The sequence below is a fragment of the Noviherbaspirillum album genome (genome assembly GCF_035916955.1).
Classification (GTDB): Bacteria; Pseudomonadota; Gammaproteobacteria; order Burkholderiales; family Burkholderiaceae_D; genus Noviherbaspirillum; species Noviherbaspirillum album.
In genome coordinates this window covers 1-21,175 of record NZ_JAWIIV010000052.1, presented here as the reverse complement: position 1 = coordinate 21,175, position 21,175 = coordinate 1, and the positions used below count along the sequence as shown (strand labels likewise).

The 21,175-nt window shown below is 58.5% G+C and carries 20 protein-coding genes and 9 pseudogenes; 14 read left to right on the top strand and 15 right to left on the bottom strand.

Annotation, left to right across the window (positions count from 1 at the left end; all coding sequences use genetic code 11):
* Nucleotides 1-301: 301 nt before the first annotated feature.
* The 3 genes from RY831_RS30115 to RY831_RS30105 all read left to right on the top strand — a co-directional run bounded on the left by RY831_RS30115 (nucleotide 302) and on the right by RY831_RS30105 (nucleotide 3,680).
* Nucleotides 302-763, top strand: a complete 462-nt coding sequence (locus RY831_RS30115; protein ID WP_326510009.1) for a tripartite tricarboxylate transporter TctB family protein — start codon at nucleotides 302-304, stop codon at nucleotides 761-763.
* A 13-nt stretch (nucleotides 764-776) separates the two neighbouring features.
* Nucleotides 777-2,276, top strand: a complete 1,500-nt coding sequence (locus tag RY831_RS30110) for a tripartite tricarboxylate transporter permease (protein WP_326510008.1) — start codon at nucleotides 777-779, stop codon at nucleotides 2,274-2,276.
* Nucleotides 2,277-2,609: 333 nt separating this feature from the next.
* Entirely contained in the window at nucleotides 2,610-3,680 is a 1,071-nt protein-coding gene (locus RY831_RS30105) for an IS630 family transposase (RefSeq protein ID WP_326510007.1), read from the top strand.
* Nucleotides 3,681-3,846: 166 nt separating this feature from the next.
* Here the strand turns inward: RY831_RS30105 and RY831_RS30100 are convergent.
* From RY831_RS30100 to RY831_RS30090, 3 genes and pseudogenes are all read right to left on the bottom strand, one after another.
* Nucleotides 3,847-4,104 (bottom strand): annotated as a pseudogene (locus RY831_RS30100) (transposase); the annotation flags it as partial.
* Nucleotides 4,105-4,252: 148 nt separating this feature from the next.
* Entirely contained in the window at nucleotides 4,253-5,659 is a 1,407-nt protein-coding gene (locus RY831_RS30095; RefSeq protein WP_326510006.1) for an alpha/beta hydrolase, read from the bottom strand.
* A gap of 435 nt (nucleotides 5,660-6,094) precedes the next feature.
* Nucleotides 6,095-6,954, bottom strand: a pseudogene (locus tag RY831_RS30090) (IS5 family transposase); the annotation flags it as partial.
* Nucleotides 6,955-7,032: 78 nt separating this feature from the next.
* On the opposite strand from RY831_RS30090, the gene RY831_RS30085 reads away from it, so the two are divergent.
* Together RY831_RS30085 and RY831_RS30080 are read left to right on the top strand one after the other, a co-directional pair.
* Nucleotides 7,033-7,215: a hypothetical protein gene (locus RY831_RS30085; protein ID WP_326510005.1), complete on the top strand. Its 183-nt coding sequence runs from the start codon at nucleotides 7,033-7,035 to the stop codon at nucleotides 7,213-7,215.
* A 54-nt stretch (nucleotides 7,216-7,269) separates the two neighbouring features.
* The gene (locus tag RY831_RS30080) at nucleotides 7,270-7,455 is read left to right on the top strand and encodes a hypothetical protein (protein ID WP_326510004.1); all 186 of its coding nucleotides are present in this window, start codon (nucleotides 7,270-7,272) and stop codon (nucleotides 7,453-7,455) included.
* On the opposite strand, the pseudogene RY831_RS33455 reads toward RY831_RS30080, so the two are convergent.
* Together RY831_RS33455 and RY831_RS30070 are read right to left on the bottom strand one after the other, a co-directional pair.
* Nucleotides 7,431-7,955, bottom strand: a pseudogene (locus RY831_RS33455) (helix-turn-helix domain-containing protein); the annotation flags it as partial. The gene RY831_RS30080 and the pseudogene RY831_RS33455 sit on opposite strands and share 25 nt — an antisense overlap.
* 91 nt (nucleotides 7,956-8,046) lie before the next feature.
* Nucleotides 8,047-8,187: pseudogene (locus RY831_RS30070) on the bottom strand (transposase); the annotation flags it as partial.
* 66 nt (nucleotides 8,188-8,253) lie between these two features.
* Here RY831_RS30070 and RY831_RS30065 point away from each other — a divergent pair.
* Together RY831_RS30065 and RY831_RS30060 are read left to right on the top strand one after the other, a co-directional pair.
* Nucleotides 8,254-8,780: pseudogene (locus tag RY831_RS30065) on the top strand (transposase); the annotation flags it as partial.
* 21 nt (nucleotides 8,781-8,801) lie between these two features.
* A pseudogene (locus RY831_RS30060) lies at nucleotides 8,802-8,993 on the top strand (IS3 family transposase); the annotation flags it as partial.
* Between the two features lie 34 nt (nucleotides 8,994-9,027).
* On the opposite strand, the pseudogene RY831_RS33450 reads toward RY831_RS30060, so the two are convergent.
* A pseudogene (locus tag RY831_RS33450) lies at nucleotides 9,028-9,133 on the bottom strand (IS5/IS1182 family transposase); the annotation flags it as partial.
* A 3-nt stretch (nucleotides 9,134-9,136) separates the two neighbouring features.
* Here RY831_RS33450 and RY831_RS30055 point away from each other — a divergent pair.
* Nucleotides 9,137-9,289 (top strand): annotated as a pseudogene (locus RY831_RS30055) (NADH oxidase); the annotation flags it as partial.
* 40 nt (nucleotides 9,290-9,329) lie between these two features.
* Here the strand turns inward: RY831_RS30055 and RY831_RS30050 are convergent.
* The 3 genes from RY831_RS30050 to RY831_RS30040 are packed head-to-tail and all read right to left on the bottom strand — an operon-like array spanning nucleotide 9,330 to nucleotide 12,700.
* A complete protein-coding gene (locus RY831_RS30050) occupies nucleotides 9,330-10,850 on the bottom strand; it encodes a class I adenylate-forming enzyme family protein (protein WP_326510001.1) in 1,521 nt (506 codons plus the stop codon).
* Complete coding sequence (locus tag RY831_RS30045; protein ID WP_326510000.1) at nucleotides 10,847-11,839, bottom strand: tripartite tricarboxylate transporter substrate binding protein; 993 nt, start codon at nucleotides 11,837-11,839, stop codon at nucleotides 10,847-10,849. Before RY831_RS30045 ends, RY831_RS30050 begins: the two co-directional genes overlap by 4 nt.
* Before the next feature lie 57 nt (nucleotides 11,840-11,896).
* Nucleotides 11,897-12,700: an alpha/beta fold hydrolase gene (locus RY831_RS30040; protein WP_326509999.1), complete on the bottom strand. Its 804-nt coding sequence runs from the start codon at nucleotides 12,698-12,700 to the stop codon at nucleotides 11,897-11,899.
* 115 nt (nucleotides 12,701-12,815) lie between these two features.
* Between RY831_RS30040 and RY831_RS30035 the strand changes: the two genes are divergently transcribed.
* The gene (locus RY831_RS30035; protein WP_326509998.1) at nucleotides 12,816-13,859 is read left to right on the top strand and encodes a GlxA family transcriptional regulator; all 1,044 of its coding nucleotides are present in this window, start codon (nucleotides 12,816-12,818) and stop codon (nucleotides 13,857-13,859) included.
* Here RY831_RS30035 and RY831_RS33305 read toward each other — a convergent pair.
* Nucleotides 13,851-14,111: a transposase gene (locus RY831_RS33305; protein ID WP_367576110.1), complete on the bottom strand. Its 261-nt coding sequence runs from the start codon at nucleotides 14,109-14,111 to the stop codon at nucleotides 13,851-13,853. The two genes, RY831_RS30035 and RY831_RS33305, sit on opposite strands and share 9 nt — an antisense overlap.
* Nucleotides 14,112-14,373: 262 nt before the next feature.
* Here RY831_RS33305 and RY831_RS30030 point away from each other — a divergent pair, with 262 nt between their 5' ends.
* From RY831_RS30030 to RY831_RS30015, 4 genes are read left to right on the top strand one after another with little or no spacing between them, the layout of a single operon-like run.
* A complete protein-coding gene (locus RY831_RS30030) occupies nucleotides 14,374-16,056 on the top strand; it encodes a TnsB C-terminal domain-containing protein (protein ID WP_010791757.1) in 1,683 nt (560 codons plus the stop codon).
* A gap of 2 nt (nucleotides 16,057-16,058) precedes the next feature.
* Nucleotides 16,059-16,967: a TniB family NTP-binding protein gene (locus RY831_RS30025; protein WP_000393453.1), complete on the top strand. Its 909-nt coding sequence runs from the start codon at nucleotides 16,059-16,061 to the stop codon at nucleotides 16,965-16,967.
* The gene (locus RY831_RS30020) at nucleotides 16,964-18,181 is read left to right on the top strand and encodes a TniQ family protein (RefSeq protein ID WP_011405615.1); all 1,218 of its coding nucleotides are present in this window, start codon (nucleotides 16,964-16,966) and stop codon (nucleotides 18,179-18,181) included. Before RY831_RS30025 ends, RY831_RS30020 begins: the two co-directional genes overlap by 4 nt.
* 60 nt (nucleotides 18,182-18,241) lie before the next feature.
* Nucleotides 18,242-18,856, top strand: coding sequence for a recombinase family protein (locus tag RY831_RS30015; protein WP_010981357.1), 615 nt, complete (start codon nucleotides 18,242-18,244; stop codon nucleotides 18,854-18,856).
* 38 nt (nucleotides 18,857-18,894) lie between these two features.
* Here the strand turns inward: RY831_RS30015 and RY831_RS30010 are convergent, their stop codons facing one another.
* The 5 genes and pseudogenes from RY831_RS30010 to RY831_RS29990 all read right to left on the bottom strand — a co-directional run.
* On the bottom strand, nucleotides 18,895-19,098 hold the full coding sequence (locus tag RY831_RS30010) for a DUF3330 domain-containing protein (RefSeq protein ID WP_005413391.1): 204 nt from the start codon (nucleotides 19,096-19,098) through the stop codon (nucleotides 18,895-18,897).
* Between the two features lie 132 nt (nucleotides 19,099-19,230).
* A complete protein-coding gene (merE, locus tag RY831_RS30005) occupies nucleotides 19,231-19,467 on the bottom strand; it encodes a broad-spectrum mercury transporter MerE (RefSeq protein ID WP_005413392.1) in 237 nt (78 codons plus the stop codon).
* A complete protein-coding gene (gene merD / locus RY831_RS30000; RefSeq protein WP_000995361.1) occupies nucleotides 19,464-19,829 on the bottom strand; it encodes a mercury resistance co-regulator MerD in 366 nt (121 codons plus the stop codon). The genes merE and merD overlap by 4 nt, the downstream gene beginning before the upstream one ends.
* Before the next feature lie 111 nt (nucleotides 19,830-19,940).
* Entirely contained in the window at nucleotides 19,941-20,579 is a 639-nt protein-coding gene (gene merB, locus RY831_RS29995; protein ID WP_000761850.1) for an organomercurial lyase MerB, read from the bottom strand.
* A gap of 14 nt (nucleotides 20,580-20,593) precedes the next feature.
* Nucleotides 20,594-20,809: pseudogene (locus tag RY831_RS29990) on the bottom strand (oxidoreductase dimerization domain-containing protein); the annotation flags it as partial.
* A 67-nt stretch (nucleotides 20,810-20,876) separates the two neighbouring features.
* Between RY831_RS29990 and RY831_RS29985 the strand changes: the two are divergent.
* A partial coding sequence (locus RY831_RS29985) for a MerR family transcriptional regulator (RefSeq protein ID WP_326509997.1) occupies nucleotides 20,877-21,175 on the top strand: 299 nt, incomplete at its 3' end.

Sequence of the window (21,175 nt, the reverse complement as noted above, 5' to 3'; positions counted from 1 at the left end):
TGACAATATGTTTAAGTAATGGAAGTCGTTGACAGACGATGCGTCTTTTGTGTGGAGCATCGTGCAATGACAAAGGAAATTTATACGCGTTGTTGACTTTTGTAAAAAAGGTTTATGTACGTCCTTTTGTCTTAGGTGAAACCCCAGAAGTGCACAGTTCAAATGCTAATGGACAATTAGTCTTTTACTTGTCTGCAGGGAGTCTTGCTATTCGCTTGTTGCTGTCCGGATTGTAATGGTCATACACGAGCGTTGTACTTGAAGGTCTACCAAAAATTGTATCCAGTGAAAAGGTTTAAGCATGAGAGTACTTATTTCTAACCCCAAGGATTTTTGGTCAGGGGCCATCTTCATCGGCTTCGGGCTGACCGCCGTGTTGATCGGCCGTGATTATTCAATGGGAACCGCCGGCCGCATGGGACCGGGCTACTTCCCCACCATACTCGGCGGCCTGCTGGCCACCATCGGCGCCGTCGCCGTCGTGCGTTCCATGCTCACCCAAGGCGCTGCCATCTCCCGCTTCACCCTCAAGGGGCTCGGCCTGGTGCTCGGCGCCACATTGCTCTTCGGTGTCCTGGTGCGCGGCGCCGGCCTGCCCATCGCCATCGTCGTCATGGTCCTTCTGAGCGGCCTGGCCAGCATCAAGTTCAAGCTCGTGCCGTTTGCCATCGTCGCCATCGGCATGGCCATCTTCTGCTCCCTGGTCTTCGTCAAGGCCCTGGGCCTGCCGATGCCGCTGATCGGCACCTGGTTCGGTATCTAAGGAAAGACGCAACATGGAAATTCTCAGCAATCTTGCCCTGGGCTTCGATACCGCCCTGACCCTGTCCAACCTGCTGTACTGCCTCATCGGCGTGTTTCTCGGCACGGCGATTGGCGTGCTGCCCGGCCTCGGCCCGGTGGCCACCATCGCCATGCTGCTGCCGGCGACCTTCTCGCTGCCGCCGATCTCGTCGCTGATCATGCTCGCCGGCATCTACTACGGCGCCCAGTACGGCGGTTCCACCACCGCCATCCTGGTCAACCTGCCGGGTGAATCCTCGTCAGTGGTGACTGCCATCGACGGCTACCAGATGGCGCGTCAGGGCCATGCCGGCAAGGCGCTCGCCACGGCCGCGCTCGGTTCCTTCTTCGCCGGCTCGGTGGCCACCGTGCTGCTGGCGCTGTTCGCGCCGCCCTTGGCCGAACTGGCGCTGAAGTTCGGTCCTGCCGAATACTTCTCGCTGATGGTGCTGGGCCTGGTGGCCTCCGTCGTTCTGGCGCACGGCTCGCTGCTGCGCGCCATCGGCATGATCATTCTCGGTCTCTTACTGGGCATCGTCGGCACGGATGTCAACTCCGGCACCCCGCGCTACACCTTCGACCTGCCGCAGCTGGCCGACGGCATCAACTTCGTGGTGGTGGCCATGGGCATGTTCGGCCTGGGCGAGATCATCGCCAACCTCGAGCATGAAGAGACGCGCACGGTCACGGTCAAGAAGATCCAGGGCCTGCTGCCGAGCAAGGACGACTTGAAGCGCATCGTCGCGCCGGTGCTGCGCGGCACGACGCTGGGGTCGATGCTGGGCATTCTGCCCGGCGGCGGCGCGATGCTGTCGTCGTTTGCGGCGTACTCGATCGAGAAGAAGATCTCGAAGAACTCGGCCAATTTCGGCAAGGGCGCCATCGAAGGCGTGGCCGCTCCCGAGTCGGCCAATAACGCCGGCGCGCAGACCTCCTTCATCCCGATGCTGACACTGGGCATTCCGTCCAATCCGGTGATGGCGCTGATGATCGGCGCGATGATCATCCAGGGCATCCAGCCGGGTCCGGCGGTGATGACAGAGCAGCCGGCGCTGTTCTGGGGCATCATTGCCTCGATGTGGATCGGCAACTTCTTCCTGGTGGTGCTGAACCTGCCGATGATCGGCCTGTGGGTGCGCATGATCATGGTGCCGTACCACTTCCTGTTCCCGGGGATTCTCGTGTTCTGCTCGATCGGCGTGTTCAGCCTGAACAACTCCGAGTTCGACGTGTTCATGATGGCGCTGTTCGGCCTGTTCGGCTACATCTGCAGCAAGCTGGAAATGGAAGCCGCGCCGATGCTCCTGGGCTTCATCATCGGCCCGATGATGGAAGAGTACCTGCGCCGCGCGCTGCTGCTGTCGCGCAGCGATCCGATGGTGTTCCTGCAGCGCCCGATCAGCGCGACCATGCTGATCCTGTCGGCGCTGGCCTTGGCGGTGGTGTTGCTGCCGTCGTTGCGCAAAAAACGCGAAGAAGCTTTCGTGGAATAACAACACGATTAGGGAGGGAAGGGCCGGAAAAGCCCTTCCTTGAGGTAAGTAGAACCGAGGGAATTTCGCCCCCAGCCTCTCCCAGAACCGTACGCGAGACTCGCGCATCATACTGCTCTCGTAAGCCGATCGTTACCAACGGGCCGCCAGTGGAAGCACCTCCATGAATAAACTGTTTTCATCTTACGCACCCACACCAGACTACGTTATTTGTGCCTCGCGAACGTTCTGTACTTGTGCCGAGAACAATGCCTTATACCAATCCCACGGTTAAGCGAACCGCGTGTGGTGGTTAGGGTCTGAAGAAGACACGGTTCTGTCCTGGAGGCGACCATGTTGACGCCAGAAGCATTGCAGCGACTGCAACAGTACAACTTCGACTTGCTTGCTAGGGAAGAACCGAACGGGCGACGACGGCTGCGCTATATCGCCCTGGCGCATTTGAAGGAAGGCAAGAGCTTTACCGAGGTGGCCGCCGCCCTGCGTACCACCCGTCATACCGTCGCCCGTTGGGAGAGATGGTTCGAACGCGATGGCCTCAAGGGCTTGGGTAGCAAACCTCGCTATTGGAGCAATCAACGATTGCCAAGGGAACAGGAAGAAGCTTTTCGGGTGGCCATCGAGCAGCTGCAGCAGAAACGTGCTGGCGGTCGCATCCGTGGCGAAGACATCCGCCAATTGCTGGCGCAGCAGTTTGACGTGACCTACTCGCTCAACGGCGTCTACGAATTGCTCAAGCGCCTGGGGCTTGTGTGGATCTCGGCACGCTCACGAAGCCCGTGCGCCGATCCCATCAGGCAAGCGGATTTCCAAAAAAAAGTGCTCCAGGAAGTGCGAGCAGTCCTGCCCGCTGAAGTCCGCCTGGATCAAGTCGATATCTGGTTCCAGGACGAGATGCGCATCGGCCAGCGTGGTACACAAACACGCCTTTGGGCCCGAAAGGGAGCACGGCCGAGAGTTGTGCGGAAACAGCAATCGGAGTCAGCGTATATCTTTGGTGCCGTCTGTGCCGAAAGAGACACCGCCGTCGGTCTGGTACTGCCTCATGCTGACACGCAAACCATGGCACATCACTTACACGCCATCAGTGCCGCCGTTCCCGAGGGGCGTCATGCGGTCGTGGTGCTTGACCGTGCTGGCTGGCATACGACAACCAAGCTGCCGCGCTTGCCCAACTTAACGCTGTTGCCGCTTCCGGCGGGCTCGCTTGAACTCAATCCTGCAGAGCAAGTATGGCAGCAGCTGCGTGACCGCAGTTTAGCCAACCGATGTTACGACAGCTATGACCAGATCGTCGATGCTTGCTGTGATGCCTGGAATGCCTTCACTCAGATACCCGGTGCGATCCGTTCGCTATGCACCCGCACTTGGGCCAATCTCGGTGTCACCGACGGCATGGTATGACTTGGGATCAGTATTAGATGCCCGGACCACTATTCAGGAACTGGACGCGCGTATTTCATCATGGCCTGGCTGTAACAACGGCCCACTCGCGAGAGGCCGGATACATTAGGGAAAACTGTTCACGTCAGCGGTGTAGAGTCTTGCAAATACGGGACGGACCATACATTTTTTTGATGACGTCAGCCAGCATTGCCTCGTCCAGGCTCAGTTCAGCGACGATCTTCTTTAAGCGCTTATTCTCTTCCTGCAGCTGCTTAAGCTGACGAACCTGATCACTGTCTAGTCCTGAATACTCCTTCTTCCAGCGATAAAAATTCCGCTCCGTGATGCCGATGCGGCGGATTAGGTCTGCGACCGGCATTCCAGCTTCCGCTTCCTTGAGCAGCGCCACGATCTGTTCCACCGCGAATTGTTTCTTTTTCATGCAAAACCCCTTTCTATAAAGGCAAGTTTCGCTGAAAACTAATTATGGCGCTGGCTACGTTTTTCCAGAGTCGATCACATGCCAAATCATTCAAGTGCCATCTACGAAATTCGAAAAGCTGCCCTTTATGGGCAGCTTTCCAACCTTTCTAGAACGGCAAGCGGCCAGCGCCACCTTCGGCACGGGGATTGTTATTCGCTGATGCGGGGGGGCTTGATTTCGCATAACGATTCAGTGTCCACGTGTTGATGTAATCGAACATATTTTTAACGCTGTTCGAATATTCGGATGCCCCGTTAGCGTTAATACAGTTACCGCACGGGGTAAATCCATGTGTGGCCCCTTCAATGTAAACAAGATCTTTATCTGTCGCCTTGGATGCTTCAAACTCCTCCTCTGAATCCCTAATGAAAAGATATCCGCCCATACCCATTACCAAAGTAGGGACCGAAATAGACTTCACAGCGCAAATAGTAGAGTTATTGCTGGAACAATGATCAATACCGTTTAGGGAGTTTGTCGATCGGACTGCCTGTGTTGAGAGGAAAGAGCGCAGGGTAAGCTGCTTTGTTCCGCGATCAAACGACATGGTGGAACTCATCGTTCCCAGTTCGACTGGACTAACAGATGTAACTATTTGGGTTGAGACCGAGCCATCGTTTTTTAGGAGCTTTTGCGGTGCGTTGGTTTTACGAAGGCTTATGTTCAGGTCTAGACTGTGTAACTGCGATGCTCCACCCGGGCCAGCACCGGGATTGCCGCCGTGTGGAATAAAGAACATGTCGTTATCCGGATAAGGACCGTTGCCTGCTTTAATTTCCTGTGCCCGTTTCAATGCGGAATCGATTAATGCATTCATGCGGGCCGACTGAGCCGCGTAGTAGCGAGCCTGAAAATCAGCAGAGTAGTTCGATGGCCCGTTGGGGTTGTAGCCGTTTGCTGTATTGTATGGATCAAGTTGCGGATTAAATTTTTTGGGTGTCTCTTCGATCACTGAACCATTCAAGCTACGCAAAAGGATAACTGGTACTCCTGGATGTGCGTCCGCCAGAATCAGACCGTCAGCTTTTGGCAATTTGGATAGATCATCACTGCAAGGTACAATCTTTCTCGGGTCCTTACAAAATGCGATACCATTTTCGGCGACTGCTTGATAAAAGCTTAGAGTTGGGCCGCCTCCACTATGTCCGAAAAGAATGACCTTTTCCATTCCTGGCTGCTTGCGGAGATAATCGACGCCGACCTTCACATCTAGTGCGATTCTATCCCAATCAACAAGGAGTTCATTATTCTCGTAACGGGTATTCATGCAAAATACGCCGTAACCACGTTTCGAAAGCTCAGTGCATGCCAGCGCGGAGAGGTAATTGCTGGTTCGGTGAACAACAAGAACGCCAACACGAGGCTTTGGATTGGAATCAGGTTTGTAGTATAGGGCCTTGACTCCGCCGCTGGTGAAGTAGGTCGGTTCGCTTTGAGCGCTTGCGACGGGTGAAGCAAGCGAAACAGCGGACGCGAGTAAAACGCTTGAAGCTATTCCAGAAAACTTGATCATATATATCTCCTCTTATCTCATTAGTTAGTTACATCGCGATATTTATCTTTCTTGCCTTGCGTTAAGAAACATACGTCATGCCCAAGAACGTGGATGTAACTACAGAGATCCTATCCCGTCGGATCAGCCCGTCAATCTTGATTAGAAAATCAATATTAGTTTTTTACGATATTTGTTGTGTTACCTTAAATAAGCGAAAATCATTTCGTCAATACGCGAGATTGGGAGGGTCATGATATCGCCTTGAGGAATAGAATTGCCGCCTCAACTTGGTAGTGCAACACTATGAACTAACGGTAATGGCATGGATCCCCCACCTCCGAAACTGTATACATTGCTGGTTAAGCTAACGCTAGACTGAACAAGTTATGGAGTTTTGGATTTCCGTCGATTTGATCAAGGGGTATCGGCGAGTCGGCATGTTCAGTCCGGTCTTCATCCCCCTTGACGGCAAGTTGGCGGGCGTTTTCCGTGCGCAATCGCCCATTGTGGGCGCGCCTGTGGCATCAACCGATCACGCGCCAGATAAATGTTCGCTAGGGCGAGCGCGGTAAAAGCGCGGCAGGCATTCTTGGCCAAGCCACGATAGCGCACCTCGGTAAAGCCCCAAAAATCGCTTAACCACCGCAAACACTGCTCGACCCGAGCGCGAATCTTGGACTTATCGCGGCTCTTCGCGCGCTTGCTTTTGTCGGCCGGTTCATCCTTGCGCCGGCGTACCCGTTCGTTCGTGAAGTCTTTGGCCTGCGGCGCTTTGCCGCGGATCACGTTCTTCTGAGCGCGATACGCGCTGTCACCGTACACGCGCTTCTCTCGACCATGCAGCAGGTGCGGCAACGGGTACTTGTCATACACATTGGCCGGCGTCACCATTGCACTGTGCGCCAGCCCGTTTGGCTGTCCACGCCAATGTGCAGCTTCATGCCGAAGTACCACTGCTTGCCTTTGTGCGTCTGGTGCATCTCCGGATCGCGCTTGGCGTTAGAGTTCTTGGTGGAACTGGGCGCGACAATGATCGTCGCATAGACGATCGTGCCGGTCTTGAGCGTCATGCGGCTATCTTGTAATGCCTGCCCGGCCTCGGCAAACAATTTCTCGCCTAGCTGATGTTGTTCGAGCAGGTGACGAAAGCGCAGCAGACTAGCTGCATCCGGCGCCGGCTCGCGTCCGAGGTCAATAGAGGCGAAGCCGCGCAGGCTGGCACTGCCGTACAGCGCTTCCTCGCAAGCCAAGTCCGCCAAATTGAACCAATGCTGAAAGAAATGGATCCTCAACATGCGCTCCAGTCCGATCGGGTGCGACCTAAACAAAATGTGGTAGCCGATATCGAAGTCCTATGAAGGCGATGCAAGGTGGCGATCATGGCGGCGCGAGTGACGAAGAGCAATAGCACGGTGGTGACGATCGAACTGACAGTCGACATCGGCGGTACGATGCTGCAGGCCGAAGAGGCGATTTGCGCAGCCCTCAATGAAGCAGGCGTGGCCGCGACTGCGACGGCGCTGACACGCTTCGATGCCGATGGCGAACCGATCGACATTGGCGGCGAGAAGTAGACGACCAAGACACCGGAGGCAAAGTACTATTAGACGCAATATGGTGAAACCCATGTGAGCCGCTACGTGTACCAGCGCAGCGTTGGCGGCAAGACATTCTTTCCGTTCGAGCAAGGGGCGCGCATCCTGCGCCACGCCACACCGCGCTTTGCCAAGATGATGGCGCATAAGCTGTCGCTGGGCTCGGCAGCTGACGTGCAGCGCGACATGCAGCAGAACCACTCGAAACAGTTGGCATAACATGCCAGTAAGGTCTCAAGTCGCATGTCGGAAACGAACTCGACATAGCTGGCTCGGCTATAGCCCAATGTCGCCACGAAGGCGAACAGGCTCGCTCCTTTGCGCTTTCTGAACTCAATCCAGTCGGCTTGCATCTGATCGCCAGGCTCTGTCTCAAAGCGTACGACCGGATCCGGTGCCGTTGTGGGGTGCAATGTGGAGATGAAATTGCGCACGGTGCGTTCGCAACCGGCAAAGCCCATTTGCTGAATCTCCCGCCATAGTGCGGTAGCCGGAAGCCAGTCCAGGGTCGCCGAGGAGACTCGGTTCCGCAGATAGTCTTCGAACGGTGCGATCTTGGTCGGGCGTGGCATCCGCTACTTGAAAGCAGGGGCAGCGTCGTCAGCTAGATACTTGCGCACCGTATTGACTGAGCAACCCAATTCGCACGCAATGGCACGCAGGCTCTTACCCTGCTTGTGCAATATCCTGATTTGCATGTACTCCTCGTATGAAACCATTGCCGCTCACAAAGCGACAATTATCCCTATGTCGAGGTGTATCAATTCTCACCTGCCGACCTGTATCAATTTACATTTGCCGGTGACACCTGCGGACCCAGTCACCCAGCGTTGCTACCGGTACGCCAAGTCGACGGGCAGCTTCATGCTGGCCAACAGACTCGGCCAGGCGCGCCGCTTCGGTCTTGAACTCTTCTGTGTACTGTCGTTTCGGTACTGACTTATCTTCCATCGCATCTTCAGTACAAGCAAGAAATTATCAAATTTCCTGCTGTACGTGAAAGCGAGGCACGGTCAATGTGTGGCTGCATGCGCCAGCATTCGTAGTTGGGCACTACTGCGTTGTTGCAGACACTTACTTCCACTCTCCAATTGCTTGCCAAGCGATGGCTGATGCTTGCTGCTGAACTAAAAGAGCTGGATGACCCCCTCGAGAGCCTTACCAGCAGGTCTGCAAAACGTTTGCGGCAGCAGTTTGGCGTAGGCCCCCAGACAGCAGCAACGCTCATGGCCGTAGCGGGGGATAATCCAGAAAGGTTGCGAAGCGAGGCTGCAGCGGCAGCTTTGTGCGGCGTCAGTCCATTGCAGGCATCGTCTGGCAAAACGACTCGACATCGCCTCAACCGTGGCGGCGACCGTTCTGCAAACACTGCACTATGGACTATTGCGATGGTGCGAATGCGCAGCGATCCGAAAACCCGAGCCTATGTCGAACGTAGAACGGCCCAAGGCATGCGCAGCAAGGAGATCCATTGTTGCCTCAAGCGTTATATTGCAAGAGAACTCTATCCACTACTGCTGGCCGATTTGGCAGACTTTGAATAGCGTGCTTGACATAGGAGCGTCAATGCTGCGATGGAAAGTTTTTTCAGGACCCTCAAGGTCGAGCGGATTTACCAATCACGCTATGAAACCAGGCCTCACGCCAGACTAGTTATGGTGGATTGGATTGAGGGATATTACAATCGCCAGCGGATTCATTTTTCGAATAGGTATCGCACCCCCGTTCACGCGGACGAAACGCTTATGGCTGCATGACTTGCTGTACGTTGAAACGAGGCAGGGTCACCAGGTCACGCTCGCCCTCTACGTTCTTCGTGGAGCACGCGTGCGGCAATGATGGTGGCGTCCACGATGCTGCCGCGCTTGAGTAGAAGGCCCTCGCGAGCCAAGAGCGCTCTCTGGTGAACATCGTCCGCAAGCAGGGGCAGGCCGACCTGCTCAAGGCGACGGGCGCAACCTGGGTGTGCATAGCGTGTTCGCCCAGCTTCCTGCAGGACCTCACCGAGGCCCTGGCCGCCACCGGCGCCACGATCGCGTTTAACGCGGGTGGATGAGCCAGCTTCCGGCGAAGCCGATCAGCTCAAACCTTGCCTATTGAAAGTGTTCCCGCAGCTTGCGCCGCAGAATCTTGCCCGTACTCGTTTTCGGGAGGTCTGTTACCACCTGGTACAGCCGGGGGACCTTGTAAGCCGCCAGGCGGCTGCGGCAGTGCGCATCCAGCGCCTCGATGTCCAGGCTCGCTCCTTGGCGGGGAACCACATACGCCTTTGCCAGCTCGCCCTTGTGCTCATCTGGGACATTGCCGACCGCCACCATCGCAACCTCGGGGAACTCCGCAATGACGCGTTCAAGCTCTGCCGGATAAATGTTGTAGCCCCCGGTGATGATCATGTCTTTCAGGCGATCAACCACGTAGAGATAGCCCTCCTGGTCCTGCCGGACCAAGTCGCCGGTGTGCAACCACCCATCTTGGTCCAGCGCTTCCTGCGTGGCTTCGGGTCGTCCGATGTACTCCTTCAGCGTCACAGGGCCGCGAATCTGCAACTCGCCGACTTCGCCCCGCGGAACCACCACGCCATCCGCACCCATGACGCGGGCTTCGAGGTGAGGCAGCGGCACGCCAATCGAGCCGTGGCGGGTTGGACCATAGACGCTGTGCGTCGTTCCCAGTCCCCCCAGTTCCGTCATCCCCCAGAGCTCAATCAACGGGCACGCAAAGGCGCTCTCGACCTCGCGCATCTTCGCCTCCGGCATCGTCTGGCCACCCACCGTGCACCGCGTCAATGTCGAGACATCGTACGCAGACCGGCGTGGGTGATCGAGGATGTACATGTACATCGTCGGAACACCTTCAAGCATTGTGGCGCGTTCGGATTGCACGCTCTCCAGCACCTTCTCGACATCAAATATCGGATGAAGCACCAGGGTGGCTCCATAGGCCATGGCACTGTTCATGATGATGTTGCCGTAGACGTGCGAGCATGGCAAAGCGCTGACGATCGTGTCGGCACTGGTGCGCATGTGCATCGTCGCCGTCATGGCTGTGTTCATTAGGATCGCCCGATGCGTTAGGACTGCACCCTTGGGGTGGCCCGTCGTGCCTGAGGTGTACCCGATCGTGCAAGGCTGATCAAGCGTCAACGACTCGGCAATAGCGAACGGTTCACGGGTCTCCGAGCGCAGATCCTCGAATCGCAGCGCGCCGGCGCACGCTCCTTCGCCAAACGAAATAAGGTGCCGCAGGCGGGTCTGGTCCTTCACCTTGGCCAAGCCTGCGATACGGTCGGCTGAGCCGAAAACTGCCACCGCCGCGCAGTCGTTCATGGCGAAGGCCGCTTCTTCTGCCGTCAGCATCAAGTTGAGTGGATTGGCCACCGCCCCGATCTTCATCACCGCGTAGTACGAGATGATCCACTCTGGGCAGTTGGGCGAGAACAGGCTGACGGCGTCACCAGCCCGAACGCCAAGCTTTTGCAGCTGCCAGGCAACGTTCGATGCATCAAGCTCAAGATCACGGAACGTCCATCTGCGACCTTCGAAAACGAGTGCCGTCTTGACGCCGAAACGTTGGGCCGCCTCGCGCACAAGCGCGCCAACGGATTCCTGCATCATTGCGGCTCCAGCTTGATGGACTGAGCAACTCGCCTGATTTTTTCGCGCTCGCTTTGGTAGAAGGACGCCGCTTGCGCCGGAGTCATGGGATCGAACGACAAGCTGCCCGACTCACGAATGAAGCGTTGGTACTCATCACGCTGCATCGCTTCATTGATGCCCTTGTTCAACCTGTCGATCATTGCATCGGGCACCCTGTTGGGGGCAAAAACGCCCGTCCATAGTCTGTGAGAAAAGTTCTTGACGTATTTGCCCTCGTTAATTGTCGGCACGTCCAGCAACAAGGGGTGGCGCCTGTCGCTTCCGACGCCAATGATCCTGACCTTGTTGGTGCGGATCAGGTCAGGAAGGTTTCCGGACACAGGGGCAAGCGCCAAGTCGATTTCCCCGCTCATCAACGCCTGGGCGACGGGCGCCGCGCCCTTGTAAGGGACATAAAGGAAGCGCACGCCGCTCTTGTCGCTGAAGTCGGCGCCAATCAGGTGGGTAGCGGACCCGTGCCCCCAAGTGCCGATGGTCAGTGGCTTGTCGTTGCGCATTCGTGCTTGCTCGATGAAGTCATCGATGCTCGTGAAGTTGTGCGTTGTATTGGTGACCAGTGCGACACCTGCATCGAGCACGGGCGAGACGAGCTTGTAGCCTTCTGGCTTGTACTTAACCCCCTTCATGGCAAGCGGAGCACCGACCAGATCGTTAACAGTCGATACGAGCAAGGTATTTGCATCAGTCGCATTGGCGACGGCCGCCGCGGCAATTGAGCCGCTTGCGCCTGGAGCGTTCTCCACAATGACCGTCTGGCCGAGCAAGCCTTGTAGCGAGGCCTGTATGTGCCGCGCAACCGTGTCACTTGGTCCACCAGCGGGATACGCCACTTTCAACGAGAGCACGCTACCACCCTGCGCATGGGCAAACTGGGTGAAGAGGGCGGCAAATGAAAAGATGGAACCTGCCAAGATTTGCTTGGATCGTGCGGACTGAATGAATTCCATGAATGTCTCCGGTAGTGCCGGCTCTATGGCTCGGTGTAGGACGAAAAATAAACTTCGTTACTTGAGATGGCGACTCAAAAACTTCAGCACTTCACTGTTGAAAATCGCAGGCTGTTCGAAGTAGGGCGAGTGCCCGGCCTGGTCGATTTGGATCACCTCCGAGGCCCGCACGTAACTGGCAACATCTCGCACCACTGCAGGCGTAACGACGGGATCCTCGCTACCGACGATGAAGAGCGTCGGGCGTTCGAGCTCCTGCAACTTCTGCAGGGACAGTAGATACGCCGGCGCCGACAAAGTTGAAAGCCGGGCACCCCAGCCAAGTCCATGGCTGGGCCCATATACTGCCGGGTTGAATCTGTTGATTTGCGCGTACAAGAACGCAAGCTCAGGCCGGCTGCGCACAAATTGGGGACTTAAAGTCCGATCTTCCAGCTCGGTGGCCTCCACTCCTGCGAGGAAACGCTCCACGTTCGCTAGCATTTCTGGATGGTCAATCGCCAGAGGTGAGTCGCAGGAGACGAATGCGGAAACCCGTTGCGGATAACGAAGCGCAAAACGTAGCCCCGTCATCCCGCCCATCGATTGGCAGATCAGTGCTGCGCGGTCGATGTTTTCATGATTCATAACACGCAGAAGATCTTCAACAAAGAGTTCCGGCTCGAACTTCTCAAGACCCGCGGCAGAACGGCCGAAACAGCGGTTGTCGATCGTGATGCAGGTGAACTGGCGCGCGAACACCGGAATCTGCTGCCACCACGTTGCAGCGTTGGAGCCTGCACCGTGGCAGAAGACAACCGCAGGGCCGCTACCGTGCCGCTCGTAGTAGATGTGAACGCCTTGTGATTCGATGAAGCTCATGGGATGTGAACGCCTTGTGATTGATGAAGCTCATAGCGCCATGGTATAAGTCTACGCCCAGAGTCGGTAGAGCTTATTCTGCCATTCGTCGGACTATTTTTGCCAGGCCATAACTATGATCCTTTTCGAAATACTTGCGCCAAAAGGCTGCCTAATGGGGTCGGTGATGGCTGCGGTCGATGTGCTGCGGGAGGCCAACATGCTGTCGCGAGCACGTGCGGGGCGCCGCCTCCACGGACCACTAGCGTGGCGCGTCGTCAATGAGGCGGGCAGATCCCTAGCAGCGGTCGTACATTGCTACACGTCACGTGAAGAGAGCGACGCAGCGCGGCGCAAGCCGACGCAACGCGTCTTGGTGGTTCCGCCGCTGATGTGGATTACCATCCCAGGCTTGCGACGCTTGGTCCAGCAGAACGCGGCAGTAATCCCGGTAGTGAAAGAGGCTTACGCACAAGGAAGCTGGGTTGGCGCTTGCGGCACCGGTTTGTGGTTGGTGGCTAGAGCAGGCATCGTCGACCATCAGCCTGTTCCCTTATCGTGGTTGTTGCAATCGCGTTTCGCCCAGGACTTTCCTGCTGTGTCAATCGCAAGCGAGAGCCCGCTCTTGGTCAGCAGTCATATGGTGCTTGCCAGCGCGCCTAACCTGATGCACGAGCTGATGCTTAGGCTGCTGGACGGAGTTGGACTGTCCGATTTGGCGTCCGCAGCGCAAGAAAAATTGGTAGTCGATCCGGAGCGCCAGCGCCTGGTCGTGAATATTCCGGAACAAGTGGTCGGTGTGTCGCGTGACGCGCCGTTGTACCGAGCGATCTCCTGGATGGAATCGAATGCAGGCCGGGCGTTCTCGATAGCCGAAGTTGCGGCCGTGGCAGCAGTGAGCGAACGGACACTATCCCGGCTCTTTCACGAGTATCTTGGACGCTCGCCGCTGCGCTACTTGAACGAACTTCGGGTCAAGCGCGCTCAAATGTGGCTGCAGGCAACATGGCGATCCGTTCACGAAATTGCGATCGCGTCCGGGTATTCAGAACCCGCTGCGTTCCGCCGCATGTTTCAGCGGACCTCGGGCATGACTCCGAGTGAATATCGGCGCAGATTCACTCTTCGGACCCCGCGGGCGATTTGGCAGGTTCCGCCCTTTGAGGAGGTCTTAGAGTGATAGGGAAGCTCTGGTGAGGGCGAGGCCCCGCATGTCGGCAACCTGGTGATCGAGGATGATAGCTGCACCGCGGATACACTGGTTGTAGAGGCTGATTGCGAACGGGAACCGCTCCGCTAGGATGCGAAAGCGTTTTAGGCTGACCATGACATGCTCAATCCGCATCCGCTTGCGCGACAGATCCCAATCGACTTGCCTGGTACTACTCTCGTTTTCACGGTAAGCCAGTTTATTGTGTTTGCTCGGTCGCAATAGCAAAACACTTTCCTATCGCGCTCCGGGGCCTAAAACTGTCCGTTAATTCTTTCACCAATGACAGTCCACCGTCCAAAAAACGGTCGTTTTCAAGACACAGCAAACTCTTGTCTTGATGTCATTTTCAGAAGACGACTGCACCAATTGACGGGGCGTAACGCCAGATGTGCAGGCGACTCCTGACAACGCAATATCAGAAGTCATCTGCACCAATCTCGACTATGCTCAATACTCGTGTGCACCAAAGCGAGGTGTGAGCATGGCGTCAGACACATCATTGATTGCCGAGCAAGGCGTGGCCACCCTGCCCGATGCGGCTTGGGCGCAGGCCCGGCAACGGGCGGAAATCATCGGGCCGCTGGCAGCGCTTGATGTGGTCGGGCATGAAGCCGCCGATGCCGCTGCTCACGCGCTTGGCCTGTCCAGGCGGCAGGTGTATGTCCTAATCCGCCGTGCCCGGCAAGGTGCTGGGCTTGTGACGGACCTGGCTCGCAGCCGATCCGGCGGCGGAAAAGGCAAGGGACGCTTGCCGGAATCAGTTGAGCGCATCATCCGCGAGTTGCTGCAAAAGCGCTTCCTGACCAAGCAGAAGCGTAGCCTGGCAGCGTTCCACCGCGAGGTCGCGCAGGCTTGCAAAGCGCAAAAGCTGCGGGCGCCGGCGCGCAACACCGTGGCTCTGCGGATCGCCGGCCTCGATCCGCTCAAGGCCACTCGCCGCCGGGAAGGTCAGGATGCGTCCCGCAGCCTGCAAGGTGTCGGTGGTGAGCCTCCCGCCGTGACCGCGCCACTGGAACAAGTGCAGATTGATCACACGGTCATCGACCTGATCGTGGTGGACGAGCGCGACCGGCAACCGATTGGCCGTCCGTATCTGACCATCGCCATCGACGTGTTTACCCGCTGCGTGCTCGGCATGGTCGTCACGCTGGAAGCGCCGTCATCTGTTTCGGTCGGCCTGTGCCTTGTGCATGTCGCCTGCGACAAGCGTCCCTGGCTGGAGGGTCTGAACATAGAAATGGAGTGGCCGATGAGCGGCAAGCCCAGGCTGCTCTACCTGGACAACGCGGCCGAGTTCAAGAGCGAAGCGCTACGCCGAGGCTGCGAGCAGCATGGCATCCGGCTTGACTATCGCCCGCTCGGGCAGCCGCACTACGGCGGCATCGTGGAACGGATCATCGGCACGGCGATGCAGATGATCCACGACGAATTGCCAGGGACGACCTTCTCCAACCCTGACCAGCGCGGCGACTACGATTCCGAAAACAAGGCCGCCCTGACGCTGCGTGAGCTGGAGCGCTGGCTCACATTGGCGGTCGGCACCTACCACGGCTCCGTGCACAACGGCCTGCTCCAGCCGCCGGCAGCGCGCTGGGCCGAAGCTATCGCGCGGACCGGCGTGCCAACCGTCATCACTCGCACCACGGCTTTTCTGGTCGATTTTCTGCCCATCATCCGCCGCACGCTGACCCGCACCGGCTTCGTCATCGACCACATCCATTACTACGCCGATGCGCTCAAGCCGTGGATAGCTCGGCGCGACCGCTTGCCTGCGTTCCTGATCCGGCGCGACCCGCGCGACATCAGCCGCATTTGGGTGCTGGAGCCGGAGGGGCAGCACTATCTGGAAATTCCATACCGCACCTTGTCGCACCCGGCTGTCACCCTCTGGGAACAACGACAGGCGCTGGCGAAATTGCGGCAGCAAGGGCGCGAACAGGTGGATGAGTCGGCGCTGTTTCGCATGATCGGCCAGATGCGCGAAATCGTGTCCACCGCGCAGAAAGCTACGCGCAAGGCGCGGCGCGACGCGGATCGACGCCAGCATCTCAAGGCAACGGCAGTTCTTTTCAAAACCACGCCACCACCGGACGCGGACATGGCTGACCCGCAGGCAGACAACCAGCCACCTGCCAAACCGTTCGACCAGATTGAGGAGTGGTAGCCGTGGAAGAATATCCCATCATCGACTTGTCCCACCTGATGCCGGTGGCCCAGGGCTTGGCCCGTCTTCCGGCGGACGAACGCATCCATCGCCTTCGCGCTGACCGCTGGATCGGCTATCCGCGAGCAGTCGAGGCGCTGAATCGGCTGGAAGCCCTGTATGCGTGGCCGAACAAACAACGCATGCCCAACCTGCTGTTGGTCGGTCCAACCAACAACGGCAAGTCGATGATCGTCGAGAAATTCCGCCGCACCCACCCGGCCAGCTCCGACGCCGACCAGGAGCACATTCCGGTACTGGTCGTGCAGATGCCATCCGAACCGTCGGTAATCCGCTTCTACGTCGCGCTACTTGCCGCGATGGGCGCGCCATTGCGCCCGCGCCCACGGCTGCCGGAAATGGAGCAATTGGCGCTGGCACTGCTACGCAAGGTCGGCGTGCGCATGCTGGTGATCGACGAATTGCACAACGTCCTGGCCGGCAACAGCGTCAACCGCCGGGAATTCCTCAACCTGCTGCGTTTCCTCGGCAACGAGCTGCGCATCCCGCTGGTCGGGGTCGGCACACGCGATGCCTACTTGGCGATCCGCTCGGACGACCAGTTGGAAAACCGCTTCGAGCCGATGATGCTGCCGGTGTGGGAGGCCAACGACGATTGCTGCTCACTGCTGGCCAGCTTCGCGGCTTCGCTCCCGCTGCGGCGACCCTCGTCGATTGCCACGCTGGATATGGCCCGCTACCTGCTCACGCGCAGCGAGGGCACCATCGGCGAGCTGGCGCACCTGTTGATGGCGGCGGCCGTCGCTGCCGTGGAGAGCGGTGAGGAAGCGATCAACCATCGCACGCTCAGCATGGCCGATTACACCGGTCCCAGCGAGCGGCGGCGGCAATTCGAGCGGGAACTGATGTGAAGCCAGCGCCACACTGGCCACTGCATCCGGCTCCCAGGGAAGGCGAAGCCTTGTCTTCGTGGCTCAACCGCGTGGCCCTTTGCTATCACATGGAGGTGTCCGAGCTGCTGGAGCACGATCTTGGTCACGGCCAGGTTGATGACCTGGACACCGCGCCACCACTGGCGCTGCTGGCGATGCTCTCCCAGCGGAGCGGCATCGAGCCGGACCGGCTGCGTTGCATGAGTTTCGCCGGCTGGGTGCCTTGGCTACTGGACAGCCTTGATGATCAGATTCCAGATGCATTGGAAACCTATGCGTTCCAGCTCTCGGTGCTGCTGCCGAAACTCCGCCGTAGGACGCGATCCATCACGAGCTGGCGTGCCTGGCTGCCCAGCCAGCCGATACATCGCGCCTGCCCGCTCTGTCTGAACGATCCGGAGAACCAAGCCGTACTGCTCGCGTGGAAGCTGCCCCTGATGCTGAGCTGCCCACTGCATGGCTGCTGGCTGGAATCCTATTGGGGCGTGCCAGGGCGGTTTCTCGGCTGGGAGAACGCCGACGCCGAACCGCGCACTGCCAGCGACGCGATTGCGGCGATGGACCAGCGTACCTGGCAGGCACTGACGACCGGCCACGTGGAGTTGCCGCGCCGACGCATCCACGCCGGATTGTGGTTTAGGCTGCTACGCACGCTGCTCGATGAGCTGAACACCCCGCTTTCGACGTGCGGCACCTACGCGGGGTATCTCCGCCAAATCTGGGAATGCTGCGGGCATCCGCTGCGTGCTGGGCAAAGTCTGTGGCGACCGTATGAAACCCTGAACCCGGCAGTACGGTTGCAGATGCTGGAGGCGGCGGCAACGGCAATCAGCTTGATTGAGGTGAGGGATATAAGCCCGCCAGGCGAGCACGCAAAGCTATTCTGGTCCGAGCCCCAAACCGGGTTCACCAGTGGCCTGCCGGCGAAAGCGCCGAAGCCCGAACCCGTCGATCACTGGCAGCGTGCAATCCAGGCCATTGATGAGGCCATCATTGAAGCACGACACAACCCCGAGACGGCACGCTCGCTGTTCGCGTTGGCTTCCTATGGTCGGCGCGACCCCGCTTCCTTGGAACAGTTGCGCGCCACCTTCGCGAAGGAAGGCATCCCCCCGGAATTTCTGTCACATTATGAGCCTAGCCTACCCTTTGCATGCCTTAGACAGAATGACGGGTTAAGTGACAAATTTTGACGTGCAGAGCTTCCCGATGCAAACTGTCACATAATCGAACGTATATGTGACAGGTACAAGATGCTGATTGGCTACATGCGAGTATCGAAGGCGGATGGCTCCCAGGCGACGGACTTGCAGCGCGATGCGCTGGTCGCGGCCGGTGTTGATCCGGCGCATCTCTATGAAGACCAAGCGTCCGGAAAACGCGAGGATCGTCCCGGTCTGGCGAGCTGTCTGAAGGCACTACGGCCAGGCGACACGTTGGTCGTTTGGAAACTGGATCGGCTCGGGCGCGACCTGCGCCATCTGATCAATACCGTCCATGACCTGACCGGACGCGGCATCGGCCTCAAGGTGCTGACCGGGCACGGCGCGGCCATTGACACCACGACCGCCGCCGGCAAGCTGGTCTTCGGTATCTTCGCCGCGCTGGCCGAGTTCGAGCGCGAGTTGATCGCCGAGCGCACCGTGGCGGGCCTGGCCTCAGCACGGGCACGCGGCCGGAAAGGCGGCCGGCCGTTCAAGATGACCGCCGCCAAGCTGCGGCTGGCGATGGCGGCAATGGGGCAGTCAGAGACCAAGGTCGGCGACCTGTGCCAGGAACTTGGCATCACGCGGCAGACCCTGTATCGGCATATTTCACCCAAGGGCGAGCTACGTCCAGATGGCGAGAAGCTACTCAGCCGAATTTGATGCCGACATGAGGCGACGTAGCGAAAGCGTGGTTTGTCTCAATTTGACGGCGGCGAACCGCAAGCGTTCGGTTCGCCGCTCGTTTCGGTCGCAGTGCTGGCCCGCGCCTGGAAACGTTGATAACACTCCAGCCCGCAGAAGTGCTCGACGTACTCCGCGCCTTCCGGTGTGAAGGCGGCATCGAGCGGAATTTCCTTGCAGCACACGCAGCAACTGGTGGCGGTCGGATCATTTGCATTCATGGTGGCACCCCTCCATTGACTGACGAAGACGGCGAATGCCGCCGCCGGCATCGGCTTTGCGAACAGAAAGCCTTGCCCGCGCTCGAACGCTTGGGCCCTCCGCCGTAGTCCATCCATCCGGCCGGGAAGCGCTCATGATCTTTCCCTGAATGCCCGCAACGCCCGCGCCAGTGACAGAAGAAACAGGCCGGTCAAACCGAGCGCCGTGATGACCCAATACTCGACAAGGAATGCACCGGCGGTTGTGCCGGCCAGCACGGCAGCGAGGATGGACAGGTGGCAGGGGCAAGTCAGCACGGCCAGCGTGCCCCACAGGTAGCCGGTGAACGGTTTGTGCGTCTCGGCCGGCATGCGCTCGGGGCTGTTCATGGCAAACTCTCCGCATGCTGTGCCGGCGCGGTCGGCATGGCGGCCAACTGCACTTCCAGATTGGCCAACGCTTCGCGCCGGCGTTCGACGAACTGACGCAGCACAGCAAGCTGCGCGGCAGTTTCATCGCAGTTCGCCGCATCCAGCGCCCGGCACAGCCGCGCCAATGCGCCGAGGCCGATGCCCGCCTCGAAGGCGGCCCGCACGAAGCACAGTCGCTGCAAGGCGGCGTCATCGAACAGGCCGTAGCCACCCGTGGTGCAGGCGACTGGCCGCAGCAATCCGCGCAGCAGGTAGTCGCGCACGATATGCACGCTCACCCCGGCATCAAGGGCCAGCCGGGACACCGTGTAGGCGTTCATCGAACACCTCCTTTTGGTCGGTTCACGGCAATGCATATACCGTTTCGCCGAGTTCAATCCGCGCGCTGCGAATCCGATGCCGGTGCCGTAGAACATTGGGTCGATATCCGATCACGGTGTCCTAGATGACATGGTCTGCAACAGATGTCGATTAAACTCCTGGCCCAAGCCGAAAGCCTCGTGGACACTGACGATCGCCAATCCTTCCAATCCTTGATGCTTGGAGGCCCAGTCTTCCGCCGTCGGGACAGATGCAAAGAAATGTACATGGCAACAGAAGGACTGACGAACGTCGGCTGCTTCCTGCGGCAATACCAAGGACACCGCCATGCCGGCAGGTTCGACAGCCTGTATCTCGCTGGGTGAAACCGTGAGTGAAACGGGTGCTCCGGTTGCAGCGCAATGCGATGAGACGCGAGCTGTACGGCCGATCAGCGCCGGAAATATCAAGGTGTCCAGCGCGCACCAGGCATACAGACGGCGGTCGTCAATTTCAAAGACATACGAAGTCTCGCGCAAGGTGAGGCCGTAGCCGATGATGTTCCCATCTTTGTCATATTCGGTACTGGTGGCCTGTTCGAGTACGGCGGCCACTCGCTCAGCGGGCCAGTCGAGAATCCCGGCAAGTGTCGTTCGTGAAACCGGACGCCCCTTGGCGAGTTCCCGCAGTAGCGGGACCAAGAGATCCGCAGTACCATTGGTACGATTGACCGAAGTGAGACGTTCTAAAATATATGGGGCGAGCTTCATGGTTCCATCTCCTTTCATCCTGCGCAGCAGGACAATTGTTTGACATCCTTGGTGAAGGTCTGCGCCGCGAGCTTCAGCCCCTCGACCATCGTCAGGTAGGGGAACAACTGGTCAGCCAGTTCCTGTACGGTCATGCGGTTACGGATCGCGAGCACCGCCGTCTGGATCAGCTCGCCCGCTTCCGGGGCCACTGCCTGTACCCCAATGAGTCGTCCGCTACCTTCCTCGGCTTGTCCTTTCGAATTTGAATTGGATAGCGTAACCTTACTTCCGTACTCATGTACGGAGTCAAGCGGTATGGAAAATAATTTGGAGAACCTGACCATTGGCGTTTTTGCCAAGGCAGCCGGCGTCAACGTGGAGACCATCCGGTTCTATCAGCGCAAGGGCTTGTTGCCCGAGCCGGACAAGCCCTATGGCAGCATTCGCCGCTATGGCGCGGCGGACGTGACACGGGTGCGATTCGTGAAATCGGCCCAGCGGTTGGGCTTCAGCCTGGATGAAATCGCCGAGTTGCTGCGGCTCGACGATGGCACCCACTGCGAGGAGGCCAGCAGCCTGGCCGAGCACAAGCTCCAAGACGTGCGCGAGAAGAT